This window comes from Primorskyibacter sedentarius (assembly GCF_004342065.1).
GTDB lineage: Bacteria > Pseudomonadota > Alphaproteobacteria > Rhodobacterales > Rhodobacteraceae > Primorskyibacter > Primorskyibacter sedentarius.
Genome location: NZ_SLZU01000001.1, coordinates 35,700 through 48,224, shown reverse-complemented (window position 1 = coordinate 48,224; position 12,525 = coordinate 35,700). Strand labels below are relative to the sequence as shown.

Annotated in this window: 12 protein-coding genes and 1 tRNA gene; 8 read left to right on the top strand and 5 right to left on the bottom strand. The window is 62.0% G+C overall.

Annotation, left to right across the window (positions count from 1 at the left end):
* Nucleotides 1–28 precede the first annotated feature (28 nt).
* From EDD52_RS00235 to EDD52_RS00200, 8 genes are all read left to right on the top strand, one after another.
* Complete coding sequence (locus EDD52_RS00235; RefSeq protein ID WP_132241023.1) at nucleotides 29–1,192, top strand: deoxyguanosinetriphosphate triphosphohydrolase; 1,164 nt, start codon at nucleotides 29–31, stop codon at nucleotides 1,190–1,192.
* 108 nt (nucleotides 1,193–1,300) lie between these two features.
* Nucleotides 1,301–3,151, top strand: coding sequence for a cation:proton antiporter (locus EDD52_RS00230; RefSeq protein WP_132241022.1), 1,851 nt, complete (start codon nucleotides 1,301–1,303; stop codon nucleotides 3,149–3,151).
* 52 nt (nucleotides 3,152–3,203) lie between these two features.
* Nucleotides 3,204–4,949 carry an arginine--tRNA ligase gene (argS, locus tag EDD52_RS00225; RefSeq protein WP_132241021.1) on the top strand — a complete coding sequence of 582 codons (1,746 nt, stop codon included), beginning with the start codon at nucleotides 3,204–3,206 and terminating at the stop codon, nucleotides 4,947–4,949.
* Nucleotides 4,950–5,027: 78 nt separating this feature from the next.
* Nucleotides 5,028–5,978, top strand: coding sequence for an SPOR domain-containing protein (locus tag EDD52_RS00220; protein WP_243651791.1), 951 nt, complete (start codon nucleotides 5,028–5,030; stop codon nucleotides 5,976–5,978).
* Nucleotides 5,954–6,988 carry a glycoside hydrolase family 3 N-terminal domain-containing protein gene (locus EDD52_RS00215; RefSeq protein WP_132241020.1) on the top strand — a complete coding sequence of 345 codons (1,035 nt, stop codon included), beginning with the start codon at nucleotides 5,954–5,956 and terminating at the stop codon, nucleotides 6,986–6,988. Before EDD52_RS00220 ends, EDD52_RS00215 begins: the two co-directional genes overlap by 25 nt.
* Entirely contained in the window at nucleotides 6,988–7,785 is a 798-nt protein-coding gene (locus EDD52_RS00210) for a segregation and condensation protein A (protein ID WP_132241019.1), read from the top strand. The genes EDD52_RS00215 and EDD52_RS00210 overlap by 1 nt, the downstream gene beginning before the upstream one ends.
* Nucleotides 7,782–8,450 carry an SMC-Scp complex subunit ScpB gene (gene scpB / locus EDD52_RS00205; RefSeq protein WP_132241018.1) on the top strand — a complete coding sequence of 223 codons (669 nt, stop codon included), beginning with the start codon at nucleotides 7,782–7,784 and terminating at the stop codon, nucleotides 8,448–8,450. Before EDD52_RS00210 ends, scpB begins: the two co-directional genes overlap by 4 nt.
* Nucleotides 8,451–8,504: 54 nt before the next feature.
* On the top strand, nucleotides 8,505–8,720 hold the full coding sequence (locus EDD52_RS00200; protein WP_132241017.1) for a hypothetical protein: 216 nt from the start codon (nucleotides 8,505–8,507) through the stop codon (nucleotides 8,718–8,720).
* A gap of 170 nt (nucleotides 8,721–8,890) precedes the next feature.
* On the opposite strand, the gene EDD52_RS00195 is transcribed toward EDD52_RS00200, so the two are convergent.
* The 5 genes from EDD52_RS00195 to EDD52_RS00175 form a co-directional block, all read right to left on the bottom strand.
* The gene (locus tag EDD52_RS00195) at nucleotides 8,891–9,964 is read right to left on the bottom strand and encodes a 2'-deoxycytidine 5'-triphosphate deaminase (RefSeq protein ID WP_132241016.1); all 1,074 of its coding nucleotides are present in this window, start codon (nucleotides 9,962–9,964) and stop codon (nucleotides 8,891–8,893) included.
* A 71-nt stretch (nucleotides 9,965–10,035) separates the two neighbouring features.
* A tRNA-Pro gene (locus EDD52_RS00190) sits at nucleotides 10,036–10,112 on the bottom strand.
* Between the two features lie 79 nt (nucleotides 10,113–10,191).
* Nucleotides 10,192–11,157: a MerR family transcriptional regulator gene (locus EDD52_RS00185; RefSeq protein WP_132241015.1), complete on the bottom strand. Its 966-nt coding sequence runs from the start codon at nucleotides 11,155–11,157 to the stop codon at nucleotides 10,192–10,194.
* A gap of 10 nt (nucleotides 11,158–11,167) precedes the next feature.
* Entirely contained in the window at nucleotides 11,168–11,470 is a 303-nt protein-coding gene (gene ihfA / locus EDD52_RS00180) for an integration host factor subunit alpha (RefSeq protein ID WP_132241014.1), read from the bottom strand.
* Between the two features lie 83 nt (nucleotides 11,471–11,553).
* Complete coding sequence (locus EDD52_RS00175) at nucleotides 11,554–12,525, bottom strand: beta-ketoacyl-ACP synthase III (RefSeq protein ID WP_132241013.1); 972 nt, start codon at nucleotides 12,523–12,525, stop codon at nucleotides 11,554–11,556.

Below are 12,525 nucleotides of genomic sequence, written 5' to 3'. Positions count from 1 at the left end.
AACGACAGGCGACAAGGATAACAGGCAGATGCGTGCGCCATATGCCTCTAATCCGGCGAACAGCAAGGGACGGCTGTACCCGGAGGAGGAAAGCACTTTCCGGTCATGCTTTCAGCGTGATCGCGACAGGATCATTCATTCCAGCGCGTTTCGGCGTCTGAAGCACAAAACCCAGGTGTTCGTGGAGCATGAGGGCGATTTCTATCGCACCCGGCTGACCCATTCGATCGAGGTTGCGCAGGTCGCACGGACGATTGCGGGCGTGCTGAACCTCAACAGCGAACTGACCGAAGCGGTGGCGCTGGCGCATGACCTTGGCCATACGCCGTTCGGCCATACGGGCGAGGACGCGTTGTCGGACATGATGGCACCCTATGGCGGGTTCGACCACAACGCGCAGGCCATCCGTATCGTTACCGCGCTGGAACGGCATTATGCCGAGTTTGATGGGTTGAACCTCACCTGGGAAGCCCTTGAAGGCATTGCAAAACACAATGGTCCGGTGGCCGAGATGGGCCCGGACGGAAAGCTGGTGGGAGAGATCCCATATGCGCTGGCCGCCTATAACGCGCGCCACGATCTGGAACTGCACACCCATGCCAGCGCAGAGGCGCAGGTTGCCGCGCTCGCAGACGATATTGCCTATAATAACCACGACTTGCACGACGGTCTTCGTGCAGAGCTTTTCTCGACCGACGAACTGGCCGAATTGCCGATCCTGCAGGATTGTTTTGCGGCGGTGGACGCCAAATACCCCGGTCTCAACTACTATCGCCGCCGTCACGAGGCGCTGCGCCGGTTCTTTGGCATTCTGGTCGAGGATGTGATCGGCGTCGCCAATGTCAACCTGGCAGAGCTGGAACCGCAGTCGGTGGACGATATTCGCGGGGCGGGCCGGATGATGATACGCTTTACCCCGGCCATCTGGGCGGATCTCAAGGTGACGCGTGAATTCCTGTTTCACCGCATGTACCGCGCCCCCGCAGTGATCGAGATGCGAAAGGAGGTTACGCAGGTCGTGCGCGATCTCTTCCCGCTTTTCATGTCACGCCCGGAGCTTTTGCCAAAGCAATGGCGCAAGGACGTGGCCGAGGCGCAGGACGAAACGACCTTGGCGCGGCTGGTGTCGGACTATATTGCTGGAATGACCGACAGGTTCGCCTTGCAAGAGCATGAGCGGCTGATCGGTTAGAGTGCCAGCAAGGGCGCGGCAAAAGCGCCCGAAGGCTGGGGGTATAGTGATTTAGTCGCCATTCGTGGTCCTTCGGGTCACTTTTACAGGCGGACGAAGGGACGAATGATGGCGACACCTGTTGATGGCGCTTTGACGCCGGTGACGGCCTTTGCACTGGTAGGGGCGCTTGGCGTGGGCTCGCAATGGTTGGCCTGGAAGCTGCGCCTTCCCGCGATTGTGCTGATGCTGGCCGCCGGTCTGCTGGTCGGGCCGGTGCTTGGTGTGTTTGACCCGGTGCGCGATATCGGGCCGCTCATGACGCCCATGATCTCTATCGCGGTGGCGATCATCCTGTTCGAAGGCGGCATGACGCTGAATTTCCATTCGCTGGTCGGCGCTGCCGAAGGGGTGCGGCGGCTGGTGGTGCTGGGCGCACCGCTTGGCTGGCTGACGTCGACACTGGCGCTGCATTACGTGGCCGGGCTGGGCTGGGGCAGCGCGGCGGTATTCGGCGGTATCCTGATCGTCACCGGCCCCACGGTGATTGCGCCGCTTTTGCGGACCGCGCGGCTGCAACGCCGCCCTTCGGCCTTGCTGCAATGGGAGGCGATCGTAAACGACCCCGTTGGCGCATTGGCCGCTGTTCTGGCGTTCGAGGTGCTGGTTGTCACGCAAAGCAACCTTGAACTTGGCCATGCTGCCTGGGAGCTGGTGCGCGGCATCGGCTTTGCAACGCTGATCGGGGTCGCGGCGGGTTGGGGAGTCGCGCAGGCGTTCAAGCGTGGAAAAGTCGCCGAATACATGAAGGTACCGGTGCTGTTTTCCGTGCTTCTGGGCGCATTCGCCCTGTCGGATGCGATGCTTCACGAATCCGGCTTGCTGGCCGTGACGATCATGGGCATCTGGATCGCCAATGCCGATCTGCCATCCTATGCCGAGATGCGGCGCTTCAAGGAACATGCGACGATCCTGCTGGTGTCGGGCGTCTTCATCCTGCTGGCAGCCAGCATGAACCTCGAAACTCTTTCGGTTCTCAACTGGCGCTCGCTGGCCTTCGTGGTGGTGATCATCGCTGTTGCGCGGCCGGTTTCCGTTCTGCTGGCGCTGGCCTTCACCAAAGTGCCGTTGAAAGAGCGCCTGCTCGTTGCCTTCACGGGCCCGCGCGGCGTTGTGCTCGTTGCCGTTGCCGGCCTTTTTGGCGAGCGTATCACCGCACTTGGGCTGGAGGATGGCGCCATCATCGCGCCGCTGGCCTTTGCGATTGTCACCGCAACCGTGGTGCTGCACGGGTTCACACTTGCGCCGCTTGCGCGCTTCCTGGGGCTGACGGCTGCGGGGCAACCCGGTGTCGTGATCGTGGGCGGATCGCCTTTCGCCACCGCCCTGGCCGAAGTACTGGGCAAGCTGGAAGTGCCGGTGCTGATTTCGGACGCGAACCTTGTCCGGCTGCGCGGCGCGCGCAATGCCGGGCTAAAGACGTTCTATGGCGATATCCTGTCGGAAACGGCAGAATTCGGGCTGGATCTGATCGGCTATGAAAAGGTCATCGCGGCGACCGAAAACGACGCTTACAATACGCTGGTCACCACCGATCTTGCACCGGAATATGGCCGCGAGAACGTGTTTCAGCTGCGCCGCGACAATCCTGAATCCGGCCGCCACAATCTGCCCTCGACCCTTGGGGGCAAACGTTTTGCCGGCGGGCTGACCTATTCGGAATTGCAACAGAAGATCCGCGAGGGTTGGCAACTGCGCAGCACCCGCCTGAGCGAAGAATTCACGGTGGACAATTTCCGCGAGCGCAATCCCGATGGAATCCTGATCGGTGAATTGCAGGACCGGAACGGGCTGCGGTTCTTTGAATTCCATCCCGATCAGACCCCAAAGCCCAGCAAAGAGGCGCGCCTGATCCATCTGTCGCCGAAATCCGAGACGCCCTCTCAGCCAAGCGCGGACGCAGGTGCCGCACAGGATTGACGTTGGTTGCAAAGATGCTAGACCCACGCCGCCCCGATAAAGAAAGTTGGTCATGAACCTGTTTGCCGATCTTCGCGCCCTTGTCATCGAGACGCTCACCACAATGACCGCCGAGGGCACGCTGCCCGAGGGGCTTGAATTTGCCAATGTCACGGTAGAGCCGCCGCGTGATCCGGCCCATGGCGACATGGCCACCAATGCCGCGATGGTGCTGGCAAAGCCTGCGCGTCTGAAGCCGCGCGATATCGCCGAGGCTCTGGCCGCCAAACTGGCGGACGATGCGCGCATCACCTCTGCCGAAGTGGCGGGGCCGGGCTTTTTGAACCTGCGCCTGGATGTGTCGGTCTGGCAGGCGCTGCCGCTTGCGATCCTGAACGCGGGCACCGCTTACGGCCGCTCTGACATGGGGCAGGGGCAGAAGGTCAATGTGGAATATGTCAGCGCCAACCCGACCGGTCCGCTGCATGTGGGCCACACCCGCGGGGCGGTCTTTGGCGATGCGCTGGCAAGCCTGCTTGCCTATGCGGGCCATGACGTGACGCGCGAATACTATATCAACGACGGCGGCGCGCAGGTCGATGTCCTGGCGCGCTCTGTCTACCTGCGTTACCTCGAAGCACATGGCCAGGAGGTGGAGTTTCCTGACGGGACCTATCCCGGTGACTATCTGGTCGCCGTTGGCGAGGCGCTGAAGGACAAGGTCGGCGATGCATATCTCGACAAAGGCGAGCAATTCTGGCTGGCCGAAATTCGTGACTTTGCCACCGAGGCAATGATGGATCTGATCCGGGCCGACCTGAAAATGCTTGGCGTCGAGATGGATAGCTTCTTTTCGGAAAAGTCGCTCTATGGCACGGGGCTGATCGAGGCGGCGATTGCCGATCTGGACGCCAAGGGGCTGATCTATCGCGGCACGCTAGAGCCGCCGAAAGGCAAGGTGCCCGAAGATTGGGAGCCGCGCGAGCAGACGTTGTTCCGGTCTACGGCGCATGGGGACGATGTCGACCGTCCCATCCAGAAATCGGACGGCGGCTGGACCTATTTCGCGCCCGACATCGCCTACCATTATAACAAGGTTACCAGAGGCTTCGACGCGCTTATTGATGTGTTCGGCGCCGACCATGGCGGCTATGTCAAGCGCATGAAGGCGGCGGTTTCTGCCCTGTCTGACGGGAAGGTGCCGCTGGATGTAAAGCTGACCCAGCTGGTGAAGCTTTACAAGAATGGCGAGCCGTTCAAGATGTCGAAACGGGCAGGGACATTCGTGACCTTGCGCGATGTGGTTGAACAGGTCGGCCCAGACGTTACCCGCTTTGTCATGCTGACCCGCAAGAATGACGCAACGCTGGATTTCGACTTTGACAAGGTGTTGGAGCAAAGCCGCGAAAACCCGGTTTTCTATGTGCAATACGCCCATGCGCGTGTCTGTTCGGTCCTGCGCAAGGCAGCGCAGGCCGGTATCGCCGTGGATGACGCCACGCTGTCTGCGGCGGACCTGTCCGGTCTGACCCACGCGTCAGAGCTTGCCGTGGCAAAGAAGCTGGCGGAATGGCCCAGACTGGTCGAGATTGCCGCGCGCACGCATGAGCCGCACCGGGTTGCCTTCTATCTTTACGATCTGGCCTCTGACCTGCATGCGCTGTGGAACAGGGGCAATGACGAGCCGTCTTTGCGCTTTCTGCAAGAGGGTGACGTCGCCGCAAGCCAATCGAAAATCGCGCTGGCGCGGGCCGTTACGGTTGTTATTTCCGCCGGTCTTGGTATCTTGGGTGTAAGTCCGGCCGAAGAGATGCGGTAAGAAAATCGCGCCATGGCCGGGTGAGGCAGTGCAAGCAAACCTTCGGATCGCGCGGCGATCCGGGGCAGAAAGGCAGACATGGCGGAAATTCCGATGAACGGGCACGGTGGCGTGCCCCAATCCTCCAGCGGTTTTGCAACCATGGCCAATTGGGCCGGGGCGGTGGTGTCCATGGCATTGTTGGTTGGTGTTGGTGTGTGGGGTTACAAACTGATCATGCGCGATGTCAGCGGTGTGCCGGTCGTGCGCGCGGCAGAAGGTCCGATGCGCGTGGCACCCGACAATCCGGGTGGCAGTGCTGCGGAACATCAGGGGCTTGCCGTCAACCAGGTGGCGGGCACGGGGACTGCTGCACCGCCGCCGGACCAGTTGACGCTGGCACCCAGACCACTTGACCTGACGCAAGAGGACGCGCCGCAACCGACATTGTCGGCAAGGGCGGCAAAGGAAGACGAGGCGGAGGCAGGTGGCCTCCCTTTCCTGTCTTCCGCCGGAAATGATGATTTTACCGTCACAGATGATGCGGCAACAAAGTCTGAAGGCACCGTTGACAGCGACGCGTTCCTGAAATCCGTATTGGCCGAGGCAGCCGAAGAAGACGTTGATCCAGCGGTTCTGGAAGGCGAGTTGGAAGAGCAGGAGACCGCAACGCGGTTTCCCGGAACGCTGGGCCAGTCGCTGCGCCCGCGCATCCGGCCGGGCGGGCTTCGGACCGCGGCGCTTGCGGTGACACCTGTCGCCAAGACGACCGAGGAAATCGCATCGACAAACATCCCCGCGGGCACCCCGGTTGTCCAGCTTGGCGCTTTTGACAGTGTTGCGGTCGCACGTTCCGAATGGGACAGGCTGAACGGGCGGTTCACCGATTTTCTTGCCGACAAATCGCGGGTCATTCAGAAAGCGAGCTCTGGCGGGCGGACGTTCTACCGTCTGCGCGCCCACGGGTTTGATGACATCAATGACGCGCGCAGGCTTTGCGCCGCGCTTCAGGCGGGGAAGGCAGAATGCATCCCCGTATCTACCCGGTGAGTTCTGCATCGATCGGCAAGGGGGCCGCGATCCTCGGCTGCGCAGGGACAGAGCTGGGCGCCGAAGAGCGCAGTTTCTTTGCAAAGGCCGACCCGTTCGGCTTTATCCTGTTTTCGCGCAACCTCGAGACGCCGGATCAAGTCCGGCGTTTGTGCCGCGACCTGAGAGAGGCTGTGGGTCGGGAGGCGCCGATCCTGATCGATCAGGAAGGTGGTCGCGTGCAGCGCCTGCGCCCGCCGCTGGCAACCCAATGGACACCGCCGCTTGAATTTGTTGCCGCCGCGGGCCCCCGGGCCGAAGAGGCGATGCGCCTGCGTTATGCCATCATTGCGGCAGAGCTTCGCGGTCTTGGGATCGACAGCAACTGCGCCCCGATGCTGGATATTGCACGGCCCCAGACCCACGCCTTTCTGCGCAACCGCTGCTATGGTGACACGCTGGAGGCAGTTGTGCGGCTTGGGCGCGCCGTTGCAGACGGGACGCTTGCAGGCGGGTGCCTTCCCGTGGTCAAGCACATCCCCGGGCACGGGCTCGCGCAAATGGACAGCCACCTTGACCTGCCGCGCATCTCGGCCGACCGCGACTCGCTCGTCGCGCATGATTTCGCGGCCTTCCGGGCGCTGAACGATTTGCCGATGGGGATGACCGCACATCTGGTCTACGAGGCGTTCGACACCGTCCCTGCAACGATTTCGCCGCTGATGATGGCCCTGATCCGGGGCGAGATCGGATTTGGCGGGCTGATCATGACGGATGACATTTCGATGCAGGCGCTGTTCGGCAGCGTGGCCGAACGCGGCGTCGCGGCGCAATACGCAGGTTGCGATGTGGTGCTGCATTGCAATGGTGATCTTGAAGAGATGCGCAGCCTGATGGCCGCGCTCTTGCCGCTCACAGGCCTGGCAGAGAGCCGCGCAGGTGACGCGCTGGCAGCGCGCCCTGACAGCTCCACAGTTGACATCGACGCCCTGAGCGCGAAGCTGGACGCGCTGTTCAGGGATGTCGCTTGATGACAGAAGAAGATCGCGAAACCACGACAGAGCACCTGAGTGTCGCCGAAAGGCTGGCATCCGAGGCGCTGATTGTCGATGTGGACGGGTTTGAAGGCCCGCTTGATCTTCTGCTGACCTTGAGCCGGACGCAGAAGGTGGATCTGCGCAAGATCTCTGTTCTCGAACTTGCGCGGCAATACCTGACCTTCGTCGAACAGGCGAAGGCGCTGCGGATCGAGCTGGCGGCTGACTATCTGGTGATGGCTGCCTGGCTGGCTTTCCTGAAGTCGCGTCTGCTGCTGCCGCCTGATCCGGCGGAAGAGGGCCCTTCGGGCGAAGAACTGGCCGCACATCTGGCGTTCCAGCTTGAACGGCTTCAGGCGATGCGCGATGCCGCCGCGCAGCTCATGGCGCGCGATCAGTTGGGGCGCGACATCTTCGTGCGCGGGTTGCCCGAAACGGTCGAACGGGTCCGCAAGGTGCATTACACCGCGACGCTTCTGGACCTGATGCAGGGCTATGCCCGCATCCGCACGCGCGACGAATTCCGCCCCTTTGTCATGGACCGTGACCATGTCTTCACGATGGAGCAGGCATTGGAAAGAATGCGCGGGCTGATCGGCTTTGCCGGGGACTGGACGGATATTTCCGGCTATATGCCCGAAGGCTGGGGCGACGATCCGATCCGGCGCCGTTCTGCCACCGCTGCCACCTTTGCCGCCTCGCTGGAGCTTGCAAAGGAAGGCAAGGTCGAGATCCGCCAGTCGGAGAGCTTTGCGCCGATCCAGCTGCGCAGAAGGGACCCGCGGGAATGAGCGACGAGGCGCAACAGCCCGAGGCGGAAAAGACGCTTTTTGAAGCGCCTCCCATGGCGGAGCAAGAACGTATGGTCGAGGCCATCCTCTTTGCCACGGCGGAACCCGTGACCGTCCGGGAGCTTGAGGCGCGCATGCCGCATGGCTGTGACCCTGCCGAAGCCCTGGCGCATCTGCGCAAGCGCTATGAAGGGCGGGGCGTGCGTGTCGTGCGGGTGGGCGATGCCTGGGCGGTCCGGACAGCGCCGGATCTTGGCTTTCTGATGCAGAAGGAAACGGTCGAGACGCGAAAACTGTCGCGCGCCGCTGTCGAAACGCTTGCCATTATCGCCTATCACCAGCCCGTCACCCGTGCCGAAATCGAAGAGATCCGCGGCGTTTCCGTCAGTCGCGGCACCGTCGATCAGCTGCTGGAGATGGAATGGATCCGTTTCGGGCGACGGAAAATGACGCCCGGACGCCCGGTGACCTTTGTCGTGACGCAGGATTTTCTCGATCATTTCGGGCTGGAATCCGCGCGAGACCTGCCCGGCCTGAAAGAGCTGCGCTCTGCCGGGCTGCTTGAAAATCGTCCGCCCCCCGGAGCCATGCCGCAAACGGGCGAGGGCGATGTGGATGCTGACGAGGAAACCTCGGAAGGGCAAAGCGAGTTGTTCGAGGACTAGCACCCCGCTTTGTGCTACACAGGCGCAAGCAGGTCGACACCACAGGAGAGCGACATGAATGCCAATCGGATGCTGCAAATGATCTTTCGCATGGTGACGCGTCGGCTGATCGGACGTGGTGTGAACGCAGGGATCAACAAGGCGCTGGGGCCAGACAAGCCGCAATCCGAATTGACGCCAGAGGAACGCCGCCAGCGCCGAAAGACCCGCCAGCAGACCAAACAGGCCAAGCAGGCCATGCGTATCACCCGTCGTATGGGGAAATTCTAAGCCTCTCGGACGGGCGGTTGCGCATCGCGACGTCCACACTTGCCGCAATTTGCACTGCTTAACCGTGTCGCCGCTGCGAGCAACGGTGAGTGACCGGTCGCCTCATCCGCTTGGCCGAAATCGCGGCTCGCCTATAGCTGCGACGAGAGCCTCGCATTGGCCGCACCCGGTCAGCTGCGAAAATGCTTCGCGAGCTTCAGCCCCTGTCCCTGATAATTCGACTTGATCCCCTGACCGTAAAGCTGCTCTGGCACTTCGGCCATCTTTTCGTAGACCAGCCGCCCGACGATCTGGCCGTGTTCCAGCACGAAGGGGGCTTCGTGGCAGCGCACCTCCAGCACGCCGCGCGCGCCCGCACCGCCTGCCAAAGCATGGCCGAAACCGGGATCGAAGAAGCCGGCGTAATGCACCCGGAATTCGCCAACCATCGCCAGATAGGGGGCCATTTCAGCAGCATGGCTGGGCGGGATCGTCACCGCTTCGCGACTGACAAGGATATAAAAGGCGCCGGGGTCCAGAATGATCTGGCCATTCTTGCTTCGCACATCCTCCCAGAATTCGGCCGGGTCATAATGCCCGATCAGATCAAGGTCGATCACGCCGGTATGAGGTTTTGCGCGATATCCCACCAGATCGCCCTGCGCAGGTTCCAGATCGACGGAAAAGCCCAGCCCTTCGTCGATAACCGGTTCGCAATCGACAAGCGGGGCAGTGTCATGCAGCGCCCGCAAATCCTCGTCATCCAGTACCGCATGACCCGTCCGGAAGCGGATCTGGTTGAGCCGCATGCCCGGGCGCACGAGGACAGAGAAACTGCGCGGGCAGATCTCTGCATATAGCGGTCCATTGTAGCCGCCGGGGATCCGGTCGAACTCTGTCCCGCCATCAGTGATGGCGCGGGTCAGCAGATCCAGCCTGCCGGTGGAGCTTTTGGCATTGGCAACAGCCTGCACGTGATCGGGCAGGGCGAGGCGTTCCATCAGGGGGACGACGTAGACACAGCCCTTTTCCAGAACGGCACCGCCGCTCAGGTCAATCTCGTGCATCTTGAATTCGTCGATCCGGTCGGTGACGGCCCGGCCCTGACCGGCAAGGAAAGAGGCACGGACCCGGTAGGCGACATTGCCAAGCCGCAAATCAAGGCTTGCAGGCTGCACCTGTCCTTCGACGAAATCTGACTCTGCCGCAATCTCGGCCTTTCCAATCATCGCCTGTATCTGCTGGCTTGAAAGAACGCCGGTCATGTGCATCTCCGAGGTAGGGTCCGGGTCATATGAAAAACGCCCGGGCCCAGAAGGCCGCGGGCGATTTCGATTGGTCGGGCTAGCAGGACTCGAACCTGCGACCTTCCGTCCCCCAGACGGACGCGCTACCAGGCTGCGCTATAGCCCGACGTAGGGCGCTTCTTACTGTTTCTGACGGCGTGAGCAAGCCCAAAATCCCAACTTCGCGAAAATCCATTGCCCAGCCGTCAGTCAGAGGTCAGGCGGGCGTTGAGCGCGCGCAGTTGTTCGGCCGCTGCGACAATTCTGGCCGCGTCTTCTCGGGTCAACTGGCGGATCTGGGCAAGATGGCTTAGCGCGCCCGGTTCTGCCGCGATTTCCGCGTCCTGCGGGACCGGGGCCAGTTCGGGGCGGTCAAGCACGGCCCGCCGCGCCTCAGCCAATGCCGCCTCGTCCGCGTCGTCGGGCAGCTCTGCTTCCTCAACAGTTGCTTGCGCCACTTGGGCGGGCGCGGCCTCGCTACCCTGCTCAGGAAAGCTGGGCGTGGTGAGGAATTCAGGCAGGTCGGATCCGTCCCCTTGGGCCGCGTTTGCCTGCCGCGTGTCTTCGGGCGCTTCAGGCGGAACCGGGATGTGGTCGGGCACCTCCAGCGGAAAGGCTTCCATGCCGAGCGATTCAGGCGTTTCGGCCGTGACCTCTTGAACCGGAGCCTCTGTCACCTCTTCCGCGACAGGCTCTGGCGACGCTTCGGCCTCAGCCCCCGTTTCAGGCGCCACATCCGAGGCTACTGGCACCTGCGGCATCTCGGGGAAGTCCATCTGCGCCGCGCTGGTCGAATCGGCTTCTTCCGCACGGGCAGAGCCAAAGGAGACCACGGTATCCTCCGCCTCGACCATTTCCTGGAAGGGGGCCGCCTCGACGATATCTTCGGACGCCCCATCGACCGGCTGAGACAGCTGGGAGACCTTGCGAACGCCTTGCTCACGCAGCATCTTCTGCACGCCCTTGATGGTCATGCCATCGTCGTGCAGCAGCTTCTTGATGCCACCGATCAGCTCCATGTCGGCGGGGCGGTAATACCTGCGCCCGCCGGCACGCTTGACCGGTTTTACCTGTGTGAACTTGCTTTCCCAGAACCGCAGAACATGGGCGGGCGTATCCAACCATTCGGCAACTTCGCTGATCGTGCGAAACGCATCAGGCGATTTGCTCATTGCAAACGCCTCAGCTCTTGTTGCCTGCGGCGACGCGATCTTTCATCAGATGCGACGGTCTGAAAGTCAGCACGCGCCGCGGCTGAATCGGAACCTCTTCGCCGGTTTTCGGGTTGCGGCCAATGCGGGCGGCCTTGCCGCGCACGCTGAACGTCCCGAAAGAGGAAATTTTCACCTGCTCTCCCTCGACCAGCGCATCCGAGATATGACCCAGAACACTTTCGACAAGTTCGGCGGATTCATTGCGTGACAGGCCCACTTCGCGGAAAACCGCTTCGCTCAGGTCCATCCTCGTTAACGTTTTTTCACTCATGCCATCCCTCCGGTTTCATCAGAGAATGCGGCACCGCAATTTACGAGTCAATATCAATGGGTTGGGGAAGGGCGTTTAAGCGTCTACCAGCGCAGGACAACCGCGCCCCAGGCCAGGCCACCACCGATCGCTTCGGTGACCAGAAGATCGCCTTGCTTGATCTGGCCGCGCGCCTTTCCCACCGACAGTGCCAGCGGAATCGACGCGGCCGAGGTGTTGCCATGATCCTGCACGGTGACCACGACATTATCCATCGACAGGCCCATTTTGCGCGCCGTGCCCTGGATGATGCGGATATTGGCCTGATGCGGGACGATCCAGTCAACCTCGCTGCTGTCCATGCCGATCTTGTCCAGCGCGGTCGTGGCGGTCGCGGCGAGTTTTTCGACAGCATGGCGGAAGACTTCCTTGCCTTCCATCCGCAGATAGCCGGTCGTCTGCGTTGAAACGCCACCATCGACGTAGAGAATATCGCGGAACTGGCCGTCCGAATGCAGATCGACCGACAGGATGCCGCGATCGGAGTTGTCGTTCTTGCCTTCTTGCGCCTCGAGGATCAGCGCGCCCGCGCCATCCCCGAAGAGAACGCAGGTTGAACGGTCATTCCAGTCCATGATCCGGCTGAACGTCTCTGCGCCGATCACCATGACACGATTGACCTGGCCTGAAAGGATCAGGGCATTGGCATTGGCAAGCGCAAAGACGAACCCCGCGCAGACGGCCTGCACGTCGAAGGCAAAGCCCCCGGTCATGCCCAACTGCGCCTGTACCATTGTCGCGGCGGATGGAAATGTCAGATCGGCGGTGGAGGTGGCAACGATCAGCGCGTCGAGATCCGAAGCCTCCAGCCCGGCATCCTCCAGCGCGGCCTTGGCTGCGCGCGTGGCCAGGTCGGATGTCGTCTGCCCCTCGGCGGCGAAATGCCGACGCTCGATCCCTGAGCGTGACCTTATCCAGTCATCTGAGGTGTCGAGCGATTTTTCGAATTCCGAGTTAGGTACGACCCGGTCCGGCAGGTAGTGGCCGATTCCGGCCACTACGGCGCGCTTAGTCAT